Origin of the sequence: Limosilactobacillus ingluviei DSM 15946 (genome assembly GCF_001435775.1) — a bacterium.
In the GTDB taxonomy this organism is placed as follows: domain Bacteria; phylum Bacillota; class Bacilli; order Lactobacillales; family Lactobacillaceae; genus Limosilactobacillus; species Limosilactobacillus ingluviei.
In genome coordinates, this window is the sequence record NZ_AZFK01000011.1 from 19,082 (window position 1) to 42,472 (window position 23,391).

Below are 23,391 nucleotides of genomic sequence, written 5' to 3' on the forward strand. Positions count from 1 at the left end.
TACCATCTTCTTCCTAACTTAATTGATTCCCCATAAATTGGCTATTGTACAGATCCGCGTAAAAGCCGTGCTTCGCCATTAAAGTCTGGTGGTTCCCCGTTTCAATGATGTGCCCTTGGTTCAAAACAATAATTTGTTCCGCTTTTTGAATCGTTGACAGCCGGTGGGCTACAACAAAGCTGGTCCGGTTCTCTTGCAACTTGCGCATCGCCCGTTGAATCAAAACTTCGGTCCGCGTATCGACCGAACTGGTGGCTTCATCTAAAATCAAGATCTCAGGATCCGCTAGAAAGGCCCGCGCAATCGTTAACAACTGCCGTTGGCCTTGGGAGATGTTTGAAGCAGTTTCATCCAGGATCGTCGCATACCCTTCCGGCAACTCACGAATAAAATTATCCGCCCGGGCCAAGCGGGCCGCTTGATAGACTTCTTCATCACTGGCATCCTCACGACCGTACTTAATATTATCAAAAATCGTCCCCGTAAACAGCCAGGTTTCTTGCAAGACCATCGCCATATGACTGCGCAATTCTTCGTGGGGCATGCCCTGAATATCTTGACCCTTCAAAAGAATTTGTCCGTGGTCGAGCTCATAAAAACGTTCCAACAGGTTAATGATGGTCGTTTTCCCCGCCCCCGTTGGTCCAACAATGGCGACCATTTCATTGGGTTGGGCAACTAAATTAAAGTTTTCAATCAGCGGTTCCTCCGGCCGGTAGGCGAATGAAACGTTTTTAAATTCAACCATTGGGGCTGTTGCAACCAGTGACGTGGCCGGGTGCACCGTTGGTGACAGCTCTGGTTCGTCCAAGACCTGAAAAATTCGTTCGGCCGAAGCGATTGTTTGTTGAATTGTGCTGGACAAATTCGCTAACTGAGTTAAGGGTTGGGTAAATTGGTTGACGTATTGAATAAAGGCCTGCACATTCCCCAAGGTCAACTGCCCATGCGCAACCCGGATCGTCCCAATCACCACGACCAGGAGGTAGCCAATGTTTTTAATAAAATTCATTAACGGAAAAATCAACACCGAAAAGAATTGCGCCCGCCAGGCGGCTTGGTAGTATTTTTGATTGGCCTGGGCAAACTTTTGAGCTTCATCTGCTTCGTGATTAAAGGCGCGCACAATCGTATGGCCAGCGTACACTTCTTCCACTTGGGCGTTAATCGTTCCCAAAGCCGCTTGCTGCTTGGCAAATAATTTTTGCGCGGTCGGGGCAACGAAACCGACCACTACCGCTGACAGTGGTACGGTCACCAAAGCAACCAGAGTTAATTGCCAACTGATTGACAGCATCAAAATCAAGGCCCCTAAAATCGTCAACAAACTGGTGATCAGCTGGATAATACCCTGCTGTAAAGCCGAAGCAATATTATCCATATCATTGACCATCCGGCTCATAATTTCACCATTGTTGGTCGTATCATAATACTTCACGGGCACCCGCGCCAACTTGGCCTTTAAATCGCGGCGCAGATTGTAGACCGCGCGCTGCGAAACCCGGGTCATAATGGCCTGTTGAGCAAAGCTAAATAGTCCTGATACTAAGTACAAGGCTAGGACTACCCCCGCAATCCGCCCAATTTTGGCAAAATCAATCGGCATTTGTGCCACTGCTTGGCCCGCCTTAAGCTGCGCGTAACCCTTCATCAAGCCGGCATAGATCGTAGTGGTGGCTTCCCCTAAAATCTTCGGCGCAATAATTGATGTTACCACTGAACCAATGGCCATCACGACCGCAAATAGCATCGCCCAGCGCCAAGGCTTCAGGTAAGTTAAGAGCCGCTTGGCAGCCGGCCAAAAGGCGACCGCTTTTTCCGCTGGTCCCCGATGGTGATTATGCATCTGCTTCATCCCCCTTCTGTAACTGCGAAGCAATAATTTCTTGGTAGGTTGGATTAGTTGCCTTTAAGGTGGCATGATCACCTTGACCAACCACGTGTCCATCTTCCATTACCAGGATTAAATCTGCATCGGCAACGGTTGAGACCCGCTGGGCCACAATTACCTTCACCGCCGGTTGTAAGTGCTTAGCAGTCTGCAAGGCGTGCCGTAATTGCGCATCCGTCTTAAAATCAAGCGCCGAAAAAGAGTCATCAAAAATGTAAACCGCTGCCGGTTTAATAATCGTCCGAGCAATCGCCAACCGTTGGCGTTGACCACCCGAGAAGTTTGCCCCGTCTTGTTCGACAACGGCATCCAGGCCCCCGGCCGCTTGAACAAAATCTTGGGCTTGGGCTACCTTGAGGGCCTGCCAAATTTCCTCATCCGTTGCGTCCGGTTTACCAAATTGCAAGTTGGAGCGGATTGTCCCCGAAAACAGCACCGCTTTTTGCTGGGTGATTGATACCAAAGCGTGTAAATCGTGTAACCGCAGCTGATTAATTGGTTGGTCGCCGATCTTGATTTGGCCACTCTCAACGTCAAATAAGCGATCGATCAAATTGACCAGGGTCGACTTTCCCGACCCGGTTCCCCCAATAATGGCCACCGTCGTCCCCGCTGGCGCAATGAAGTTAACGTCTGTTAAAGAAAGCTTTTCTGCGCCCTGGTAACGAAAATTGACGTGGTTAAAGCTTAAACTGGCTGCTTCACGTGGTAAAGCAACTGCTTGCGCTTGACTAGGCTCTTGCACCACAATCGGATAATCCAATACTTCGTTCACCCGCTTGGCCGCCGCTGCCCCCCGGGGAACAAAAACAAATACCATTGCCAACATCATAAAGGAAAATAAGATTTGGGCCGCGTAAGTCAAAAAGGAAACCAAATTACCAACTTGCATCTGCCGCTCGGCAATTAAATGCGCACCGTACCAGATGATCCCCACGTTGGTCAGGCTTAAGATCAAAGTCATCACCGGAAAAAGGAACGCCACTAAGGTATAGGCCTTGATCCCCGTTTGGGTGTAATCCTCATTTGCGGCTTGAAACCGGCTTTGCTCGCGTTGATCTTGGTTGAAAGCCCGGATCACCCGAACTCCCGTCAATCCTTCCCGAAAAACTAAGTTGATCCGGTCCGTCTTCTTTTGAATACTCCGAAACAGTGGGATCGCCCGTCGCATCACACTGCCAACAGTGAGGGCCAAAATCGGTAAACTAATTAAAAAAATGACCGTCAGCTTGGGCTCCCGGTGGTAAGCTAAGACAATCGCTGCCAACATCATCACTGGTGATTGCAACATCATCCGCAAAGTTTGAAACATTACCGTTTGAATCTGGACAATATCATTAGTTGAACGGGTAATCAATGATGAATCGCCAAGGGTGCTGACTTCTTGGTTTGAAAATTGCAACACCTTGGCAAAAATTTGGGCCCGTAATTTTTGGCCGACCCGCATGGCTTGGGTTGACGCGAAATAGGTATTAACCGCCGCAGCCAACAGCCCGAGTAAGGCGACCCCCAACATAATCAGACCGGCATGCTTGATATAGGCTAAATCATTTTTCACCACGCCCCGGTCAATCAGTTCCGCCGTAATCGTTGGCAAGTAAAGATCAGCACATACTTGCCCCAATAAAAATACAACCGCCAGTAACGTCGGTAACCATTCCAAGTTCCGCTTGGCAATTTTAAGCATGGTCATCCCCCTTTGCGTCCCTGATCTGTGCATCATAAGTTTTGATGTTTTCAATCATTTGCTGCAAAATCCGCTGCAAAACTGCCTTGTCCGCTGGCGTAATTTGTGCAAATAATTGCGCCACAAACTGATCGTGCTCCGCCTTGATCTCCTTAGCGCGAGCTTGACCTTTGGCCGTTAACTGCACCCGTAAAATTCGGCGGTCAAACGGATCGCGGGTCCGTTGCACATAGCCATCCGCTTCTAGCCCGTTCAACGCTTCCGTTAATGACCCCGGCTTCAAATGAACCCGGTCAGCTAATTCCCGCTGGGATAGGGACGTTCCGGCATAACTCACGAGGCCGATAATCCGGTCTCGTCCCCGGAGGCCGGTTCCTCGCCCCTTGCGATGCCGCGCTTGCATCAACCGCCCCATTTGCATCCGGAGCTGCCACCAACTCTGCATTAATTCTTGATTACTCATTAAAGCCCTCCTAAATTTAGTTAGGTATCTAATTATTAGGAATCTAACGAATTTAAGTATACCCCCCTTTACCGACCTGTCAAGCAAGCTTAACCAGCATTTTTTACATCTTTTTTAAATCCGGCTGAGCAAATTGACGCGCGATAACGGTTTTGATAACGTAAAGGAGTTAGTAATTTTATTTGACTGAGGTAACTTGAAATGAATGATGAACGAGAAACCCGCGCTGCTTACCGCCGGGAATTAGAACACCGTATTAACCAGCGGGTCGCCCAAACCCCACAACAGGGTGGCAATGGCAATCAGCCCCCCCGGCCCCCGCAACGCCCCCACCATCACGGCGATGCGTTTAAATGGGTCCGGCGGGTCGTATTAGCAATTATTTTGCTCTTCTTGGCCTTGGGAGGTTACGAGTATACTAAACTGCATTCTACAGCCGAAGGGATTTTTGCCACTGGAGATGGAAAATTAGATACCAAGCTGCGCAACGGGGATCCCGTCTCCGTCTTGGCCTTGGGAACGGACGTCGGCGCCCTTGACCGGGGAAACAAGGGGGGCAATACCGATACCATTGAATTAATTACAATTAACCCCAAAAAAGAAAAGATTACCATGACCAGTATCCCACGGGATACCTTGGTCAGAGTCGACACTAGCGAAGGCGCTGATTACGTTAAGATCAATGCAGCCTATTCAATCGGCGGCGCTAAGCAAACCGTTAAGCAAGTCGAAGAGCTCTTAGACGTCCCGGTTGATTACTACGCGGTCATTAACATGGGCGTTTTGGAAAAAGTCGTGGATGCCGTTGGCGGGGTTGACGTTGATAACCCCTTTGCCTTTACCTATGAAGGCCACCACTTCAAGAAGGGCAAGCAACATTTAAACGGGGCCTTAGCTTTAAAGTATTCGCGGATGCGTTATGATGACCCGAACAATGATTATGGCCGCCAAAAACGGCAGCAACAGGTCATGAAGAGCGTCGTAAATACCTTTAAACACAAGGGATCACTATCAGCGGCCAATAAAATTTTGAGCGCCGTAAAGGACGGTATCAAGACCGATGTGCCAATGGACTCCATCGGGGGGCTCTTTACCAATTACCGGGTTGCAATGAACAACGTGGCTACCTACCACTTCCAAGGAAAGAACGCGATGATTGATGGCGCCTCCTTCCAAATTGCTTCTCCAAAGGAAATCAATCGGGTCTCACGCTTGGTCCGCTTACAACTCGGCTTAAAGCCCAAGCACGTTACCAATATCGAAACCCGGATGTATAACATGCAAACCAATTACGATGGTTACAATAATATTGACTTTATCTTACCGAATAATGCTACTTACAACGTCCCGGGCAGTGGGACGCCAAGTGCAACCACCATCAGTACTACGACCAGTTCCAATAACTGGTTGTCAACGGGGAATTCAATGCTGAAATCAAGTCCAACTTTAGGAAATTAAGCATATTAGCCAAAAGGCGCTGCGAAACTGACTTAACTCAGTTTCGCAGCGCCTTTCTTCATGCAACGACAAACCCCCAACCGGGGAGAGCCGATTGGGGGCGAATGGATGTCGGAGTCTCTTGAATACTTCCCGACAAAAGATGTTTTTGAGGGAGGACTTTCTCCTCCGGTTAGAAATATACCAAGAAACCCAGCTAAATGCAAGCAAGAAACCGAATTTGCCCTTACTTACAGTAATTCCGCAAAGACATCCTCATTTTGATTTAAGAATTCTTGGCCCGCGTGGATTTCTTCAATTTGAATCCCCGCTAAAGCGCGTTCCATCAAGCCATCAACATCCAGCCAACTTTCATACTTAGCGGCTTTTGCCATATTCGGCTTTGTCTTCGGCGAGGGCGGAGTAAAGACCGTACAACAATCTTCGTACGGCAAAATGGACAGCTCGTAAGTATCGATGTCTTCAGCAATCTTAATAATTTCGGTCTTATCATAAGACAAGACCGGCCGGAGAACCGGCATGTTCGTGACTTCTTCAATTGCCCGCATCGATTCCATCGTTTGGGAAGCCACTTGCCCGAGGGATTCACCATTAAAGATCGCCAGTCCCCGCCGGCGGTTGGCTAATTCAACCGCCAAGCGCAACATGAAGCGCCGCTGAACCGTCATTAAATAACCTTCCGGCACTTTTTCCTTCACCGTCTCTTGAATTTCCGTAAACGGAACTTGAATAAACCGGATACTCCCAGCATATTGCGCCAGTTTTCCCGTTAATTCCTTCGCCTTGGCCAAAGCCTGTTCACTCGTATACGGCGGACTATAGAAGTGGACCATTTCCAAGGAGACGCCCCGCTTTAAGGCTAAGTAAGCTGCCACTGGCGAATCAATCCCCCCAGAAAGCATCATCATCCCTTTGCCAGCGGTCCCAACTGGTAACCCACCAGCCCCCTTGATAATTTCACTGGTTAAGAAAATGCCGTTCAACCGGACTTCAACCCGGACTTCGATATCCGGCTGATGCACGTCAACCGTTAGTAACTCCGGAAATTCTTGCAGCAGATAACCGCCCAATTCCCGGTTCATTTCAAAGGTTCCCATGGCAAAATCATGGTCACTGCGCTTGGTTTCAACCTTAAACGTCATTGGTCGATCGACTTGCTTTGCAATCAAAGTCTTCGCCGCCTGACAAACCGCCGCAAAATCCTTTTCAACCCGCAGGGACGGCGAGAACGTCTGAATCCCAAAGACCAACTTCAGGCGCTTCATCACTGCCGTGCTGTCCGCCCCGTTTAAAATAATGTGCAACCGATCGGGATTTGCATGAACTTTTACTTCGCTAAAGTCATGCAAGGCTTTCCGGACGTTATTACCTAAGCGGTCGATAAAGTTCTTTTTATTGCGCCCCTTGGTGGAAAGTTCCCCGTAGCGCACCATAATTTCATCGTATTGGAGTTGTGCCAAAAAATCCCCTCCTTACCTTAATCAATAATTTTTTGGAAACCGGCGTAAACCTGGTCAAAAGCCTGATTGAACGCGACGGCATCGGCCAGCGTATTCTGATCCCCTAAACTGATGCGCACCGCTGATTCAGCCAGTCTGGTCGGCACCTTCATCGCCGCAAGCGTGCTGGCTTCCGCCTGTTTTTTCGACGAGCAGGCACTGGTCGTCGAAATATAAATGTCGTGATCTTCAAACGCATGCACGACCGTCTCGCCGCGCACGCCTTCAATGGCAAAACACAAAACGTGCGAAGCAAATTGGGGCGTTAGATCCGAAAAAAGATGTACATGGTCAAATTGCTGGAGGTGCTTAAAGATCGCCGCCCGGACGGCTTGTTCTTGTTTAACACTTTGGGCTTCTTTTTCCTTCACCAGCCGAATCGCCCGGGCCATCGCCGCAAAGCCGGCTACGTTTTCCGTTCCGGAACGTTGCCCCCGTTCTTGGCCCCCACCGTTAATCAGGGGCGCTAACTGGCGACCTTGCTTGGCATACACAAAACCGGTCCCGCGCAAAGCATGGAATTTATGCGCCGAGAATGTTGCAAAATCCACCCGGTCAGAAAAGACCACGTCATCTAAGCCCTTTCCCAACGCTTGCACGGCATCCACCATGAAATGGACCCGCGGATAGGCTTGCAAAATTTCGCCAATTTCTTTAATCGGCTGGATCGTGCCAATTTCATTGTTTACCGCCATAATTGATACCAAAATCGTATCTGAGCGTAAGGCCGCCTGTACATCCGCTGGCTTGACCCGACCAGTTTGGTCAACGGGCAAGTAAGTTACTTCAAACCCCAACTCTTCTAATTGCGCCATGGCGTTGCGCACCGCCGCATGTTCTACACTCGAGGTAATAATGTGTTTGCCAAACTGCCGCTTCGCCAAGGCCGTTCCTTTAATTACCCAGTTATCCCCTTCGGAGCCCCCCGAAGTAAAAATAATTTCACTTGGTAAGACCCCTAACAGTTGAGCAATCTGGCGGCGCGACTGCTCCAACAGATTCCAAGCGGGCTCGCCTAGCTTATGCAAACTCGAGGGATTGCCCCAAATTTGCTTGGTAACTTGATCAAAAGTTGCGAGGACCTCCGGCCAAACCGGTGTCGTGGCACTATTATCAAAGTAAATCAAAAACGTTCCTCCTCATGTCGTTAGACCAACGGGGGCTGCTGGCTACCCGCGATCTACTTGACTGTTTTACCTTCGCTAACCTTGGTTAGAAAACATGGTGACCCAGTCAAAAGGTGGGATCTAAAAATCCCCGGTTCAACTCTAAACGACAATCATTATACAAAAAAACCAGCTGGACTAAAAGCCAACTGGTTCTAAATCAAAAAATTAATTCGTTGCGTGATCAACTTCGTCAAAGTAACTCTGCTCTAACCGTTTGAAAGCTCCTGGCTCGGCTTCTTCAATCGCCGTCCCAATCGTTTCGAGGCTCGCCGTATATTCATACTGATCAAATTGGGTCTGGGCCTTTTGAATTGCCGCTTCGATTGACTCGTGGTCTACGCTTAAGCGGTGCGCATATTGAATCATCCGCTCCGTCAATTCAGCACTGTCACGCAATTCATCCGTTTTTTCTTGGAGGGTTTGCAAATCTTCTTGCACCATCAAGAGTTGCTTGGTAATTTCTTCCATATCAATTTGGGGCCGATCCATCGCTTGTGACAACTTCTTTAGTTCACCAGCCACAACGAAAAAGTAATCCAAGTAGGCTTGCGGAATCCCGGGTAAATTTAAACTCTCGACCCGGCGCTTCGTCGTTTTTAACGTTACTGCAAACCGTTGTAAGGCTTTCTGAGCGCGTTGCTCATCTTCTTGTAAACCAACCACCCCATGATTGATTTCAGTTTGTTGCTTTTCAATCGCCGCCAATTCTTCTTCCGCTGCTTGCAGCTGCTTGAGCACCTGACTGTCCACCGCCGTTTGTGCATCGACAGCTTGTTGGGCCTCAGTCAGTTCTGCCCGCAACTGCCGGAGTTGCTCATTTAACCCCCGGGCGTCAGCCATTTCATTGTGATTCAGCGTATAGCTCAAGCTCAATTTGTCCAATTCATTTAGCAACTGCCGGTTCTGCTGTTCCGCATGCGCCAAGTGATCAAGCGTGGGCGTCAAAAGCTGAGCAACTTGGGGCCGGGCATCCAACTCTGTTTGCATTACTTCATATAAGTGATCAATGGCTGGCGCTAAATGTTCATTAGCAGCCTTTACCGGCGCAATTTCAAGGGTAGCCAATTTTTCAAGGGCAAACTTTTGCTCCTCCGCCAAATCCTGAATTTTAACCAAGAGGTCAGCTTCACTAAAATTGTAGTGTTCTTGTTTTAGTTGTTGATAGCCGTTCGCCAGTTCGCTTAATTGGTCAGGGTAAGTGGTGTACAAAGGCTTATAGAGTTGGGGCACCGTGTCCAACAAATCAGCAAAGACTGCCGTTTCCGCCTTTAAATCATCCAAAATTTCTTGGGCCGCCTCATGATCCCCTTGGTTGGCAATCGTTGCAAAGCGTTCAAACTTTTCTTCTAAACTAACTAAGCGATCATGTAAAGCGGCTTTGCTTTCACCGTACGCAAAGGCTTCCTCATCTAATTTGCGGCCGTAGTCATTGTACGTTTTGCGCAATTTGGTTAACGCCACCGTTTGATCCTTTACCGCCGCGTCCAATTGATCCAACGCCTGGTTAATACGTTGGTATTCAGCTTCAACTTTTTGAACCTGCGCCGCTAAGTCCTTCACTGCGCCGTTAATTGTAAACAGGGCCGTCGTCTTTGCTTCATTGCTTAAAACCGCGGTTTGTTCCTTTGCCTTTTTAACGGCTGGTTGCAACTGCTGATCAAAGCGTTCCCGCAACTCCGTAAACGATTTGAGTGACTCCCCCATTAGGGCCTTAACTTTATCTGGCCCTAAGCGTGTGTCAATCTGTGACAATTTCAATGCGGCCAACCGCTGCTCCAAGTCAGCCAGCCGCTTTAAAGTTTGGCGCTGGTAAACAAACAATCCGATAATGACTGCTAACGCCACTACCAGCACCCCAATTAAAACTTGTACCATGTTTATCCCACCTACATAAGAAAATCCTTAGTCTCAGTATAGCATACAGCTCAAGCTTTCGGGTCTTGCTAGGGCAAGTTCAACTATTTTTTTGCTTGACGCAGGTCTTGAGCTTATTGTATGATACTTCTTGTGTAAAATAATGCAGCAGTATGGAGCAAGCTCGTCAACAGCCTGATGCCAACTTGGTGTTTCTAGTACCCCAGCTGCGAGGGTGAACGATCTGATCAGGCTGCACGAATGTGAACCATACAATCGGCTTATTTTACTCCAATTCAAAATATTTGGAGGAATTTAATTATGTCACGTTACACTGGTCCAAGCTGGCGGTTATCCCGTCGTCTTGGGGTTTCACTTTCTGGTACTGGTAAGGAATTAGCACGGCGCCCATACGCTCCTGGTGACCACGGGAACGACCGTCGTGGGAGCATTTCTGAATACGGGACGCAATTGCGCGAAAAGCAAAAGCTGCGTTTCATGTACGGGATGACGGAACGGCAATTTAGCAACCTCTTCAAGCGGGCCGGCAAGATCAAGGAAGGTACTCACGGTACGAACTTCATGATCCTGTTGGAACGGCGGTTGGACAACATGGTTTACCGGCTTGGGTTAGCCACTACTCGGCGCCAAGCTCGTCAATTGGTTAACCACGGCCACATCATGGTTGATGGTAAGCGGGTTGACATTCCTTCTTACGAAGTTAAGGTAGGCCAAGTAATCTCCGTTCGCGAAAAGTCCAAGAACTTGGAAATCATCAAGAACGCGGTTGAAGCTGTTGTCGCTCGTCCTTCCTACGTGGAATTTGATGCTGACAAGCTGGAAGGTTCCTTGACGCGGCTCCCAGCCCGGGAAGACATGAATGCTGACATCGACGAAGCCCTCGTCGTTGAATTCTACAACCGTCACTAATCCCATTAGGACGGTTACCCAAAACACCGGCAAATTTGTCGGTGTTTTTTTTTGCAAAAAAGAGAGTGGGAAATAACCTGCTCGGTAAGCCGGATGGATAAGCTAGAACGAAGGTTGGCGCGGTACGCATCGTTCTTCGTTCGTACTTATCCACTAGGCTTGCGGTTATTTCCCACGTGATCTGGGTAATATTCAAAAAACAGAGGCTGGAAGAAAACTGTGTTTTCTCCCAGCCTCTTCTCTGCTTAATTTTCTGATTAGCCTAGCCAAGCAGCCAAAACGGCTCCCTCCGCCAAGACGGCAGGCAACATTTGTAACACCCAGACCTTTTTGCCGACGGTTAACCCACCGTAACCAGCAACTACAATCACAAATAGTAGTAACAAGCTCCAAACCTCAAACCGGACCGCCCCACTAAAGAACCACAGCGTGCTAATCAATAAGAGACCCAACATGCCATTATAGATTCCCTGGTTAGCCATTGCGACCCGCGCTTCTGGCTGACGCGCGTATTCTTCACTCAAACCAAAGGCCTTGGCTTGTTGGTGCGGCTTGGCAAACATTTCGAGCACCATAATCCCAAGATGCTCTAAACCAACCAAGCAGACTAAGCCAATTGCAATCGTCACCTTAACTCCTCCCCTTCAAGCTTTTATTCGGTCATTGCTGCCCAATGATTAATTGGACCATATTGATGGCCCACCGTCAAGCCATTTGCAATTGCAGCATGCACCAATTTATTTGCCCGTCGGATAGCTGCGGCGACGGTCGCCCCCTTGGCCAACTCAGCAGCAATAATCGCCGAAAAGCTGTCTCCCGTCCCGTTAACGCGATCAGTCGGGACATATAGTTGCGTCAGCCAAAAGGTCGTTTGATCCTCTAGACGGACAAAATCTTTGACCGGCGTCGTTTGTCCTGCCACGTGTTGGCCCTTGATCACCACGTTCTTTGCCCCTAGCGCTTGTAATTCTTCTGCCGCCGCCTCAATTTCAGCCGGCGTAGCCAACTCCTTACCAGTCAATTTCTGGGCTTCAAAAAAGTTAGGCGTTAAAACGGTCGCCAACGGGATAATCCGTTCCCGGAATAATTCATAGGACGATTGTTCCAACAGCATCGCCCCATGCTTGGTAATGATGACCGGATCAACTACCAGCGGCCCGAACTTGGCTTCATCGTATGAATCGGCCACCACGTTAATCACTTCATCGTTGGCCAGCATCCCGGTCTTAGCGGCGCGAATTTGAAAATCCGCCGCTAACACTTCAAATTGCTTGGCAATAAATTCTGCCGGCATGACTTGACTCGCATAAATACCGTGTGAATTTCCCGCTACCGCTGCGGTTAAGATCCCGTGACCATAAACCTGATCTGCAAAAAAGGCATGTAGGTCCGCGGGCATTCCCGCACTCCCGTCCGAATCGTGCCCCGCAATCGTCAACGCTTGAATTGTTTGTTCCATTCCACATTCCTCCGTCAGACCTGAAGTTCCTGTTTTTAATGATATTTTAATTCTATCATAAGGATTGTCAAATGTTGAATTGAATATTTTGATCTTTTTGTGTCAAGCGGTTGACACAGAACTAAAAGAAGCATAGAATCAATGATCGTAAAGTGAAGTTTTTCACCAATAGGAGGAAAAAGACATGCAAGAATCCCACGTGGTCAATACCCGGTCGATCTCAATGACCGCCAGTATTGCTTATTTTGCCCTTTCGATTGTCATCAATTCGATGGGGAATGTGTTAACCCTTGTGACAAGTTCACATATTCACCCCCAATTTCTGGGGTCAGCTTATTGGACGGCGGCCGAAAACAACCTCGGTTATGCTATTTTAGGTAAGGATAACCCCTTAGCGTTATTCTGGGCCTTTATGGTTCTAGGAATGTTAACGTCCGTTTTAAACGCCATCCTAATGAAGAAATGGGATTGGAAACGGATTGGCGGGAATTTTATCTTTATGTTACCCTTCTCGATCTTTATCCAATGGTTCTCCAACATCTTTAATCGGATCATGCCCGACGCCCATTCCCTTGGGATGGTCATCTTGTACGTGGCCATCAACTTTTTAGGGGTGGCATTCATCGGGGTAGCCATTTCAATCTACCAACGGGTCAACCTCGTGCTTCACCCGGCTGATGATTTATACCAGATTTTGCGGTTCCGCTTTTGCAAGGGAAATGCCACCATTTCCATGTGGATGTCTTATATTCCGCCAACGCTGTTTGCCCTAATCGCATTACCAAAGATGGGCTTAGCCAACTTCGGGTTGGGGACCATCTTTGCTTTACTGTTCCAAGGCGCGATTACCGGCTGGGCTGATCAGCATATTTTTGGTCGCTTAACCCACCAGGCCTTAGACCTTGGCAACTAAGTTTTACACTGATTTGAAAGGAAGTTTTACTAATGGCATTTAACAAGAGTTTAGCAGGTTACTTTGATGATTTACAACACGTCGGCATGCCAACCGATGATTTGCCAAAGACGGTCGCATTTTGGGAAAAACTCGGCTTTAAAATGACCGGGAACTTTGATACCGATGACCAAGGCAACCAAGTCGTCTTCATGAGCTATGCCCACTTGACCCTTGAAATCTGGACCGGGGATGGCGCGGTCCACCAAACTGGGGCCATCAACCACCTCTCCTTAAATACCAGCGATGCCGATGCGGCATTTCAAGCTGCCAAGGCCGCTGGCTTTAAGATGAAGGAAACGGAAGTACAACACCTCGACTTCTGGGACCACGGGATCAAGTTCTTCAACATCGAAGGCCCCAACAGTGAGACGATCGAATTTTGCGAAATTGTCAAGTAACCAGTAAGGAAAATAAGGAAGCAGTTGGCACACACGCGCCAACTGCTTCTTTTTATTGTAAACCATCAATTTCTGCTTGCACTGCTTGGGCTTGAGCTTCTTCACCGTTAATCAACAACAAGCTCTTGGCAATCGTAAAGTTTTGCAAGGCCGTTGCCCGGTCCGCTAATAATTCCGCCGCCTTTGCCGTGATTTGGTAGTAATCACTTAGCAAGAACATCGTCAGGTCTTCCCGGCAGATGTCAATCCCGCGTCCAGCAATTGTCATCGCATCATTCGGCTGCTTCAGCTTCAAGTAGAGGTCGGCAATGTTGCGGTAAATGATAATCCATTGCCGCTTGCCCCCCGTTAATTGCTTTTCGTCAATCAACGTCACGGCCCGCTGCAAGAACTTCAACGCCCGCTCTTCATTGCCCCGCTTTTCGTAAGCCATTGCCATCCCCACGGTTGTTAAGGCCCAGTAGATATTGGCACTCATGGTTGAGAACTGGGTGAGGATCAATTCAAAATTGAAAATAGCCTCGTCAACTTGACCGGTTGCCACTTGCAAGACCCCTAACAGGTAGTAGTAACGTTGCTTATCAAAGTCATTTTGCAATTTCTTGACTTTGATCTTCTTTAAGCGGGCTTCCGCTTCTTCGTAGTCCTCTTGGACAATCAGCAGGCTGATTTCATCGAATTGCGAAGTCATTGAAACATCGTCATTTTCGATAATCTTATCAACCGGAATATCTAAGCGGGCACAGATCGCCGTTAAAATATTCATCTTCGGAATCCGATTCTGCTTTTCCATTAAACTAATGGTGGCTTGCGTACAGATCCCTTCCGACAATGCCGTTTGGGACAGGCCCCGCTTCCGGCGAATTTGCTTTAAAACATCACCTTTTAAACGCATAATGATTCCTTCTCCCTATGGTATTCGCCTGGTAACAAATACCGTTTTTTATTTCTTGACCATACTTTACCACAAAAATTATGTGAGTGAAAAACATAAGCCTTAAAAAATATAACATATTCTTTTTTAATAAGAAAGAGTAATCAATCAACTTATGCTTTGCGGGGTTTGCTTCCCAAATCTACTTATGATTTCAAAAAAGAGTGGGTGATCAACAGATAGTTAATCACCCACTCTTAATTTAACGCCTGATTCTCATTATTTCTTCAATCACCCGTTAAATATTAATAAGAAATCTTAATGGTACCGTTTTTCCCCAACGTGTTCTTCACCCAAGCTCTTGAAACTATAACTAATCTCGTTGTTGTGGTTAAACTCTTCAATCCCCAATTGGATCAAGCGGTCAATCAATTCTGAGTAATCAATCCCCGAAATCTTCCACATTTGCGGGTACAGACTGATGTTGGTAAACCCTGGCAAGGTGTTGGGTTCCCCTAAGTACGGGACATCGTTTTGGTCGACCAAGAAGTCTAAGCGCGCCATCCCCTTTAATTCCAAGGCCTTGTACGCTTTGAGCGCCATCGCGGTAATTTCTTCACGCAACTTGTCGGACGATGGTACCGGCAAGTCAAAGACCACGCCAGAAGCATCAACGAACTTATTGTTATAGTCGTAGAAATCATCACCTGCTGGAACGCTGATCCCACCCAACTTCGAAGCAATCGGTTCTTCATTTCCTAAAATCGAAATTTCAATTTCCCGTGGGTGATCCAAGCCTTGTTCAACTAACACCTTAAAGTCATAGCCAAAGGCATCGGCCAAGGCCGCATCATATTCGGCCGCACTAGTCACCTTATGAATCCCAACTGAAGAACCTTGCTTGGCTGGCTTCACAAAGACCAAGCCCCCCAATTCTTCTTCAATCCGGTGCCATGGGTAATCAGCCCGGTTATCCGGCGTCAAGAGGATGTATGGGGTATTGCGAATCCCCGCGTGGTCTAAGATCCGCTTGGTCAAATCCTTGTCAAAGGCCATCGCTGACCCCGCAATTCCCGTCCCGATGTATGGCTTCTTTAGCAACCGGAATAAGCCTTGGACCGTCCCGTCTTCACCGAGGTTCCCGTGAATGACTGGGTAGAAAAAGTCAATTGGCCCGGCCGCTTCTAAAACCTTGATTGGAGCCAATGGTGAATCCAAGTCCATCTTCGCGTAGGCTTCTTGCACGACTTGGTCCTCCGGTTCCCCATCAAAAATTCGCCGGGAAGCTTCGTCATCGATCAAGATCCCATCTTTGGTAAACATGAAAAGCTTAACGTCGTACTTTTCTTTATCCATCGCATCGTAAATGTTGTGCGCGGATCGCTTGGAAACATCGTGTTCAGAAGAGTTCCCCCCAAATAAAAGGGCGACGTGAAGTTTATCTTTTGCCATAACTATCTCCTTTATTCAATTGTCAATTTAAAACCGTAACTCTTGGAAACTATATTATAACATAAGCGCTACCATTTTAACCACGGTTTTCTTGTTCCATAATCGCCTGCACGACTTGGGCCGGCAAAGCACTATCCAGCAATAATAACTGGAGCAAGTGCCGGTAGTTAAAAACCCGGTGCCAAGTTGCCGGCTTATTCGGGTCTTGTTTATCCATTTCCTGTCGCCAAGCCTTGAGATCTTCAATAAAATAACGCGCATACAACGGGTGCGTCTTTACTGCTTGGGCGATGAAAGCGGCTCCTTCATCCGGCTCGCCCATCGTTAATGGCGCCCGCAAGCGACGATAGGCCACCAAGTAGGCAGCTACCAAAAACAATTTATCGCCGCGGTTAAGCCGCTCGTCGGCACAAATTTCATTGCATAAACCGGCATAGGCCGCAAAGGTTTGCACCCATCCGGCCCCTTCCACAAAGCCCCGTAAATCCTTTTCTCCCAGCATCGCCACGACCAACCGATTACTGAGCCGTTTGAGAGTCGCAACCTCAATCTGGCGCTCCTGCTGGCGCGCCGCATATAAGACAAAACGCAGGAGCACTAAGGTCAAGCTGCGCGCGTATACCCCAGGACTGTTGCGTTCCAGCAAATGATCGTATAAATACTTGCTTTGACTCAACTGGACTGCCAACCACTGCAACTGGTCATTGGTCAAACGATGATGATCAATCGCCCAGTTCATCCAGCTGACCACTTGATGGCGCAAGTGCCCGTCGGCCGTCTGGATCGCCACGAGTAAGTCAGCCAAAAAATCGTCTGACACGCTGCTGGCCTGCGGAGCGCCATCCGTCATCATCAAATGCATTTCGACAATAAAAACCGGATTGACCGTTGGCGTTTCCCGTGGGGTCCGCCGGTGCCCTTTCAGCTTATCAGCTAGCTTGGCTAACTGATCCCGGGCTTCGTAATAAATTTCTCCCGCAGCTAATTGTTCGTGAATCATCACGGCTTGGCGTTCGAATTCACCAAATTCCTTCACTACCCTAACCCCTTTTTTCTGCTTTTCTTCATTCTAACACAGCCCGCTTCTAAACGGTGATCAGGCGAAGCAGCCAAGCACTCGTTTGCCCCGTTGGTTCAATCTGCCCTTGCCAACCCGGATTCAAGGCCACAACTTGGCCAGCGACCGGACTATTTAAAGTCACAATCCAATGTTGGGCTTCAATGGTGGCAAAGGGGAGGCCAACTTTTAAAACCGCCCCCGGCGCCGGAAAATCTAAAAAATATAATTTGCCCAGTTGGGTTAACGCCGTTGGGGTTAACCCCAGGGTGATTTCATTACCCGTTCGTTTAACCCACCAGGGATCAGTCAAAGTTGTCATCGCATTGCCTCCGTCCAAGTTAATGTTTTCAGTGTAGCCAGCCGCCCAGTCCTCGTCAAGCACCGGCTGGCATGCTAAAATAAGGCCATTCACTAAATATGTAAAATTTCTCAATGTTCAAGGAGGCCTTTTCTTTGAAACGAATCCCTTGGCGCTACTGGTTGCTAATCACCAGTGGCTTGCTCTTTTTACTGGATTGGTACCTGGTCGCAAGTCAAAATTCGGCGGTCTTAGCCTTTGACCATCACGTCCGGTGGCTGGTCAATACCCACCGCACCCCTGCTCAGACCGCTTTTTTCACCCACTTTACCCGCCTGTTTGATCCCTGGCCCGCTGTGGGGTGGGCAGGCTTATTTGTCCTTTGGTTGAGCTGGCACCGGCAATGGCGGTGGACGGCCCAGTTTAGTCTTGCGCTTTGCAGTGGCACTCTACTCAACAAAGTCATCAAACACTTAGTTAACCGTCCGCGGCCCAGCGCGGAAGTCTTAATGCATTACGGTGGCTTTTCCTTCCCCAGTGGGCACTCCAGTGGGGCGGCTTTACTGTTGGGCGGGATTCTCCTCGTCTTATTAGCCAGCCCCCTCTCCCGACGGACCAAGGGGTGGGGCAGTCTTTGCTTGGGCGGCCTAATTATCTTAGTGGGCTGCTCCCGGATTTACGTTGGCGCCCATTTCCCCAGCGATGTGCTCGGGGGCTGGTGCCTGGGGATCTTCGTCTTAAGCCTTTGGCAGATTGTTTTTACGCATTTTCTGCCGCACCCCACGGCGCTTTAAGCCTTTAAAAAGCAAAATGCCAGTGACTACGGACGCAGCCGCCGTCACTGGCATCTTGTTTATTATCATTTAACAGTAATTAGCCTAAGATCGCCTTTAATGCTGCGACCTTATCCAATTGTTCCCATGGCAGTTCAATATCGGTCCGCCCGAAGTGCCCATAAGCCGCCGTTTGCTTGTAAATTGGCCGCTTGAGATCCAACATTTGAATAATCCCGGCCGGCCGCAAGTCAAAGACCTGTTGGATGGCTTTAATCAATTCTTCTTCGCTCTTGGTCCCCGTTCCAAAGTCGTCAACTGAGATCGAAACTGGCTTGGCAACCCCAATCGCATAGGCAATTTGGACTTCTAATTGCTTGGCGTAACCAGCGGCTACCAAATTCTTGGCAATGTAGCGGGCCGCATACGAAGCCGAGCGGTCAACCTTTGTGGCATCCTTGCCGGAAAAGGCCCCGCCCCCGTGGTGAGCCGCCCCACCATAGGTATCAACAATAATTTTCCGGCCCGTCAAACCGGCATCCCCTTGGGGCCCACCGATCACAAACCGGCCCGTCGGGTTAATGAAGTACTTGGTCTCATCATCCAGCAGTTCAGCTGGGATGACTGGTTGAATCACTTGCTCTAAGACATCGTGGCGAATCTGGTCTAAGGTAACGTCGGGTTCGTGCTGGGTACTTAATACCACGGTATCAACCCGCTTGGCCACGTGATTTTCATCGTATTCAATCGTCACTTCCGCCTTCGCGTCTGGTCCCAAGTACACTAACTGCTTATCCTTACGCAACTTGGTAATCCGCTGCATTAAGTGGTGACTGAGCATCAATGGCAATGGCATGTATTCGGGCGTTTCGTCCGTGGCATAGCCAAACATCAGCCCCTGATCACCAGCCCCGATTTGATCCAAGGGGTCCACCCCACCATCGCGGACTTCCAAGGAGTCGTCAACCCCTTGGGCAATGTCGGCCGATTGCTCATCCAAGGAGACAATGACGGCACAGTTATCGCCGTCAAAGCCGTACTTGCCATTCGTGTAGCCAATTTCCTTGATCGTTTCGCGAACCACCTTTTGGATGTCAACATAGGCCGTCGTTGAAATTTCCCCGAAGACCAGGACCAACCCGGTCGTTACGGACGTTTCGACTGCCACCCGGGCTTCCGGGTCCTGAGCCAACAGGGCATCCAAAATCGCGTCAGAAATCTGATCGGCAATCTTGTCCGGGTGCCCTTCGGAAACGGATTCGGACGTAAATAAGTGTTTCTTCATTTTGATAATTCCCCCATATCTTCAATAACTGAATGTGCGGTTACAAGGCAGCGGGTGTCAACCACCCTCCCATCGGGAATTTGCTTCATAACGCGTCAATCTTAACATATTTGCCATCAGCTATTCAATGCCAGCCAGATTAAAGTTATACTAAAGGAAAGTTTTGGGGAGGAATTTATCGTGCGCCGTTTAAACAGCCAACAATACCACGTTGCCTTTGACCAGTGGCAACAAATCTTAGCTACTGCCGCCATTGTTTTTATCAGTTGGTCCTTCGCCCCCTTCAGTTATGCCGTAGGGGTGTCTGGGACCCACTTTAACGCCCACATGGGGATGTTATTTTTGTATGAATTTTTGATTGCTTACAGCTGGATATTATTGCTCAAGCACCGCTTTCAAGCCCCCCTCGCTTGGCCACTGTTGGGCCTAAGTGCGCTGTGTGCAATCGCCGGGTTTATCACGATCCCCTTGGTCATGCTCTTGCTCTTATTATTGCCTTTGTTTACGGTCCTGTTAACCTGGCCAACCCTGCAGCTGCAAAATGAGTTAGGGCTGTTCACCTGCGGGGCATTACTGATGCTCACCGTTCCGGTGGGCGTCGCCTACACCAGTTTGCACTTTATTTCCTGGGAAATCGTAACCTACCTGCTACCGGTAATGACTACGACTTGGTGCTTCTGGGCGCCTTTCTTCATGCCCCGTTCCAACCGGCGGGCCCTGGTAATGCTGATTGCCCTGTTGATTTTACTAATTTCTTTGCTCTCGCATCCCCTCCGCTGGCCAATTTTAGCCGCCGGATTGATTAGCTTAGGGTGGTGGTTATTTACCATGTACAAAAAGACCCCGGAACCTTCCTTATTGTTGACCTGTCTAACCCAAATGCTAGTAATCGTCTTTACTTACTGGAGCTAAAATCACGGTGGCGGTAAGCTGAATCAACAGCTTACCGCCACCATTTTTCTTTACTCCGGTAACCGACCGTTAATTATCCCGACCGCACACAACCACGCAAAAACGGTCTTAGGCCCTGTCCGTTGAAAACCTTGGGCCTTTAATTGCTTCGCAAAGGTCGTCGCAAGCGGCATCGTAGCTGGCAAGCAGCCAGCCTGATCCGGCAGCAATCGCAACACCTCCCCGCCGGTAACTGCCCACGCTACCGGCGAAAGATAGCGGCCGGCTTGATGCCATTGAGCCAGCAATTGCGCATTGTGACAACAAGCTTGAATTTTGGCCCGGTTACGAATAATCCCTGAATCATTTTGCAGCCGGTCGACATCCGCGGTCGTAAACGCGGCGACCGCTTCAATTTCAAAGTTGGCAAAGGCCGCTTCAAAGGCTGCGCGACGTTGCCAGACTTGTCGCCAAGCGAGCCCGGCTTGGAAGATTTCTAGACATAGCCATTCAAACAACTCGTTTTCGCCATAGACCGGCCGCCCCCAATAATGATCGTAGTAATCCTTCATGAGGGGGTGCTGAACCCAGGTTGGGTAGTGCTGATTCATTTTGCTTCACCTCGCTGATTTAATGGAACAGCAATTTGCTGTCCTTATCTTATATATACGTCAAACCAGGCGATTTATGATGAATATTTTTAAATTTATATTGTTGCCCGATGCTCGCGCAACCCGAACGCCAACAGCAATCCCAAGCCGGCCAAGCCCAGCATCACCAGACAAACTTGCTGGTAGCCCCCGATGGCAGCGGGCAAAAGTGCGATGCCACGGTGCACAGCGGCTTGCGTTTCCTGGGTCAACAATAAGGTCATTACCGCAACGCCGGTGGAACCAATCAACTGCCGAAAAGTGGTAATCACGGCCGTCCCGTGCGCCACCAGTGCGTCCGGCAAGGCATTCGCCCCGAGGGTAACCGCTGGCATCATGACGAAGGCGTTGCCCCCTTCAATCACCATCGCCGCCCCAATCATTGGCAATAGATGGCCACTGGCAACCTGCCACCAAGCTAACAGCCATCCGCCAGCAATTAACCCCATTCCCAGCATTAAGGTTGGCTGAAAGCCCAAGCGATCGGCTAAGCGCCCCGTCAGCGGATTTAACAGGCTCAACAGCGCGGCCCCCGGAACCAAGGCCAATCCTGACCAGAACGGACTCAAGTGCAATACTTCCTGGTAGTACAAAGGAAAAATAATCGTGGTAACAATCAAGGCCACATACGCCAAGGACGTCAGTAAAATTGCCAGGTCATACTTAAAATTCAGCAATACGCGCAACTCTAAGACGGGCTGTGGCAAGTGAAATTGGCGCCAGGCAAACCCAGTTAGCATCGCTAGGCTAAGCAAAACTCCTGCACCATACCAATGCCAAGCCACTCCCGGCTTGCCAATTTGATCGATCCCTAGCATTAAACCTATGATCCCCAATAATAAGACCAATGAACACCAATCCAACTCCGACTGGCGACGCGGCAAGACATCCCGAATTGCGCCCCCGCGCGCTACCAACAAGACAAGGGTGATGACGACGGCAAAAAAGATGAAGACCGCCTGCCAAGCAAACATTTTCAGTAAAATTCCAGCCACAATTGGCCCGCACGCTAAGGCTGACCCCATTACCAACCCCGCCAAGCCCATCGTCGTCGCGCGCTGGTCCTTGGGAGTGATCTCTAAGAGGACCGTTTGATACGAAGGAAATAATAAGCCAACCCCGCCGGCTTCCAGAATCCGGCCGACCATCATGATCCCAAAACCGGCCGCCCCCCAAGCGGCGGGGGCCGCGACAATAATCAGCGTTCCTAGGTCAAACATCCCGAGCGCCAGAGTGAACATAGCCGGGAAACTCAAATTGTTCAACAGCCAGGGCGAAATCGGCATACTGATACACATGACCAGCATAAACCCGGTCGTCAGCCACTGAATTACATCAGCTGATAAGCCAAAACTGTGCATCAAGGTCGGGTACGCGGTCGAAAGGGCCGACTGACTCAACGACATGGTAAACGTCCCGAGCAACAAAGTAACGATAAACCAGCCCCGCCGATACGGGGTACCCGTTTGATCAAGGGTCGTCATCAAAAATTCCTTCTCCCTAAATTTAGAATGATTCTTAACGGAGATCATTATAGGTTTCCCAAATATTTCTGTCAATGCTATAATAAAGACAAAATAAGAAACACAAAGGGAGGGATTAACTTGGCACAAAATGAATTAGCTCACGCGCTTGAAATTTTAAAATCACATAAGGTCCGTTTGACCCCCCAGCGCAAAACAATTCTAAACTATTTGATTACCCACCACACTCACCCCAGTGCGGAAATGATTTACGAAGATCTCAAGCAACATGACGACAGCATCAGCATTGCCACGGTGTACAATACCGTCCGGTTGCTCGTTGACTACCATTTAGTCATTGAGCTCAAAAACGGGGATGGCTCCACCCACTTCGATTACTTTGGGCAGCCGCATTACCACGTCGTGTGCGAAAATTGTGGTAAAATCGCCGACGTGTTTGCGCCGGAGTTCAGTCGCTTAAACCAGCAGCTCGACGAAATCACCCGGCAGCAGACCCACTACTTGGTCAACCGGACGGATATTGAAGTCAAGGGCTTATGTCCCGAATGCCAAGCTAAACTTGGTTTATTGCATAATCGCTAAGGATATCTTTTTGAGGTGAAGACAGTGATTTCAAACGAACAACGTGCCCACGAAATTGCCATCGCCCTGATGGCCAAAACTGCGGATCCCAAGCAGCCGATTGAGGCTTACCACGACTACATCAACTATTTGTTGCCGATTCTCAAGGAAATCGACAAGGATTTTCCCATGGGGATCAAGGAGCATTTAGAATAGCGTGGGCTGGGGCCGCGCTTTTTTATATTCCCGAAATGTCAATTTAAGTTAGAAAAAAAGTAGTTGCTCATCAGTGACGTGCTC

The 23,391-nt window shown here is 49.0% G+C and carries 23 protein-coding genes; 8 read left to right on the forward strand and 15 right to left on the reverse strand.

From position 1 onward, the window contains the following. Positions 1–13: 13 nt before the first annotated feature. From FC43_RS01980 to FC43_RS01990, 3 genes are read right to left on the reverse strand one after another with little or no spacing between them, the layout of a single operon-like run. Positions 14–1,846: an ABC transporter ATP-binding protein gene (locus FC43_RS01980; protein ID WP_056953673.1), complete on the reverse strand. Its 1,833-nt coding sequence runs from the start codon at positions 1,844–1,846 to the stop codon at positions 14–16. Then, the gene (locus FC43_RS01985; RefSeq protein ID WP_056953675.1) at positions 1,839–3,578 is read right to left on the reverse strand and encodes an ABC transporter ATP-binding protein; all 1,740 of its coding nucleotides are present in this window, start codon (positions 3,576–3,578) and stop codon (positions 1,839–1,841) included. Before FC43_RS01985 ends, FC43_RS01980 begins: the two co-directional genes overlap by 8 nt. Next, on the reverse strand, positions 3,571–4,041 hold the full coding sequence (locus FC43_RS01990; RefSeq protein WP_019205271.1) for a MarR family winged helix-turn-helix transcriptional regulator: 471 nt from the start codon (positions 4,039–4,041) through the stop codon (positions 3,571–3,573). The genes FC43_RS01985 and FC43_RS01990 overlap by 8 nt, the downstream gene beginning before the upstream one ends. A 201-nt stretch (positions 4,042–4,242) precedes the next feature. Here FC43_RS01990 and FC43_RS01995 point away from each other — a divergent pair, with 201 nt between their 5' ends. Then, positions 4,243–5,499: an LCP family protein gene (locus FC43_RS01995; RefSeq protein WP_019205270.1), complete on the forward strand. Its 1,257-nt coding sequence runs from the start codon at positions 4,243–4,245 to the stop codon at positions 5,497–5,499. 230 nt (positions 5,500–5,729) lie between these two features. On the opposite strand, the gene thiI is transcribed toward FC43_RS01995, so the two are convergent. The 3 genes from thiI to ezrA form a co-directional block, all read right to left on the reverse strand. Further along, on the reverse strand, positions 5,730–6,932 hold the full coding sequence (gene thiI, locus FC43_RS02000; protein WP_056953706.1) for a tRNA uracil 4-sulfurtransferase ThiI: 1,203 nt from the start codon (positions 6,930–6,932) through the stop codon (positions 5,730–5,732). A 44-nt stretch (positions 6,933–6,976) separates the two neighbouring features. Continuing rightward, positions 6,977–8,125, reverse strand: a complete 1,149-nt coding sequence (locus FC43_RS02005; RefSeq protein WP_056953676.1) for a cysteine desulfurase family protein — start codon at positions 8,123–8,125, stop codon at positions 6,977–6,979. A gap of 207 nt (positions 8,126–8,332) precedes the next feature. Further along, positions 8,333–10,042, reverse strand: coding sequence for a septation ring formation regulator EzrA (ezrA, locus tag FC43_RS02010; RefSeq protein ID WP_019205266.1), 1,710 nt, complete (start codon positions 10,040–10,042; stop codon positions 8,333–8,335). A gap of 300 nt (positions 10,043–10,342) precedes the next feature. Between ezrA and rpsD the strand changes: the two genes are divergently transcribed. Next, on the forward strand, positions 10,343–10,951 hold the full coding sequence (rpsD, locus tag FC43_RS02015) for a 30S ribosomal protein S4 (RefSeq protein ID WP_019205265.1): 609 nt from the start codon (positions 10,343–10,345) through the stop codon (positions 10,949–10,951). Positions 10,952–11,208: 257 nt separating this feature from the next. Here the strand turns inward: rpsD and FC43_RS02020 are convergent, their stop codons facing one another. Both FC43_RS02020 and thiD read right to left on the reverse strand, forming a co-directional pair. Further along, positions 11,209–11,580, reverse strand: coding sequence for a DUF1304 domain-containing protein (locus FC43_RS02020; protein WP_056953678.1), 372 nt, complete (start codon positions 11,578–11,580; stop codon positions 11,209–11,211). A 23-nt stretch (positions 11,581–11,603) separates the two neighbouring features. Next, positions 11,604–12,410, reverse strand: a complete 807-nt coding sequence (gene thiD / locus FC43_RS02025; protein WP_056953681.1) for a bifunctional hydroxymethylpyrimidine kinase/phosphomethylpyrimidine kinase — start codon at positions 12,408–12,410, stop codon at positions 11,604–11,606. Positions 12,411–12,594: 184 nt separating this feature from the next. On the opposite strand from thiD, the gene FC43_RS02030 reads away from it, so the two are divergent. Together FC43_RS02030 and FC43_RS02035 are read left to right on the forward strand one after the other, a co-directional pair. Then, positions 12,595–13,323, forward strand: coding sequence for a DUF6198 family protein (locus FC43_RS02030; protein ID WP_056953683.1), 729 nt, complete (start codon positions 12,595–12,597; stop codon positions 13,321–13,323). 32 nt (positions 13,324–13,355) lie between these two features. Beyond that, complete coding sequence (locus FC43_RS02035; protein WP_056953685.1) at positions 13,356–13,763, forward strand: VOC family protein; 408 nt, start codon at positions 13,356–13,358, stop codon at positions 13,761–13,763. A 52-nt stretch (positions 13,764–13,815) separates the two neighbouring features. Here the strand turns inward: FC43_RS02035 and FC43_RS02040 are convergent, their stop codons facing one another. The 4 genes from FC43_RS02040 to FC43_RS02055 all read right to left on the reverse strand — a co-directional run bounded on the left by FC43_RS02040 (position 13,816) and on the right by FC43_RS02055 (position 17,468). Continuing rightward, positions 13,816–14,658 (reverse strand): helix-turn-helix domain-containing protein, encoded by an 843-nt coding sequence (locus FC43_RS02040; protein WP_056953687.1) that lies wholly within the window; start codon positions 14,656–14,658, stop codon positions 13,816–13,818. 297 nt (positions 14,659–14,955) lie between these two features. Continuing rightward, positions 14,956–16,089: a D-alanine--D-alanine ligase family protein gene (locus FC43_RS02045; protein WP_056953689.1), complete on the reverse strand. Its 1,134-nt coding sequence runs from the start codon at positions 16,087–16,089 to the stop codon at positions 14,956–14,958. Between the two features lie 76 nt (positions 16,090–16,165). Beyond that, entirely contained in the window at positions 16,166–17,125 is a 960-nt protein-coding gene (locus FC43_RS02050) for a DUF2785 domain-containing protein (RefSeq protein ID WP_056953691.1), read from the reverse strand. A 49-nt stretch (positions 17,126–17,174) separates the two neighbouring features. After that, complete coding sequence (locus tag FC43_RS02055) at positions 17,175–17,468, reverse strand: glycine cleavage system protein H (RefSeq protein WP_156648224.1); 294 nt, start codon at positions 17,466–17,468, stop codon at positions 17,175–17,177. A gap of 134 nt (positions 17,469–17,602) precedes the next feature. On the opposite strand from FC43_RS02055, the gene FC43_RS02060 reads away from it, so the two are divergent. Then, positions 17,603–18,241 carry a phosphatase PAP2 family protein gene (locus tag FC43_RS02060; RefSeq protein ID WP_162258977.1) on the forward strand — a complete coding sequence of 213 codons (639 nt, stop codon included), beginning with the start codon at positions 17,603–17,605 and terminating at the stop codon, positions 18,239–18,241. A 79-nt stretch (positions 18,242–18,320) separates the two neighbouring features. Here FC43_RS02060 and metK read toward each other — a convergent pair whose 3' ends face one another. Next, positions 18,321–19,505 (reverse strand): methionine adenosyltransferase, encoded by a 1,185-nt coding sequence (metK, locus tag FC43_RS02065; RefSeq protein WP_056953698.1) that lies wholly within the window; start codon positions 19,503–19,505, stop codon positions 18,321–18,323. 180 nt (positions 19,506–19,685) lie between these two features. Between metK and FC43_RS02070 the strand changes: the two genes are divergently transcribed. Continuing rightward, on the forward strand, positions 19,686–20,417 hold the full coding sequence (locus tag FC43_RS02070) for a hypothetical protein (protein WP_056953699.1): 732 nt from the start codon (positions 19,686–19,688) through the stop codon (positions 20,415–20,417). A 50-nt stretch (positions 20,418–20,467) separates the two neighbouring features. Here FC43_RS02070 and FC43_RS02075 read toward each other — a convergent pair whose 3' ends face one another. Together FC43_RS02075 and FC43_RS02080 are read right to left on the reverse strand one after the other, a co-directional pair. Beyond that, on the reverse strand, positions 20,468–21,007 hold the full coding sequence (locus FC43_RS02075; RefSeq protein WP_056953702.1) for a DNA-3-methyladenine glycosylase I: 540 nt from the start codon (positions 21,005–21,007) through the stop codon (positions 20,468–20,470). Between the two features lie 95 nt (positions 21,008–21,102). After that, on the reverse strand, positions 21,103–22,533 hold the full coding sequence (locus FC43_RS02080) for an MFS transporter (RefSeq protein WP_420865125.1): 1,431 nt from the start codon (positions 22,531–22,533) through the stop codon (positions 21,103–21,105). A gap of 117 nt (positions 22,534–22,650) precedes the next feature. Between FC43_RS02080 and FC43_RS02085 the strand changes: the two genes are divergently transcribed. Beyond that, positions 22,651–23,112 (forward strand): Fur family transcriptional regulator, encoded by a 462-nt coding sequence (locus tag FC43_RS02085; RefSeq protein WP_019205251.1) that lies wholly within the window; start codon positions 22,651–22,653, stop codon positions 23,110–23,112. Between the two features lie 24 nt (positions 23,113–23,136). After that, positions 23,137–23,307, forward strand: a complete 171-nt coding sequence (locus tag FC43_RS11220; protein WP_019205250.1) for a hypothetical protein — start codon at positions 23,137–23,139, stop codon at positions 23,305–23,307. Positions 23,308–23,391 lie beyond the last annotated feature (84 nt).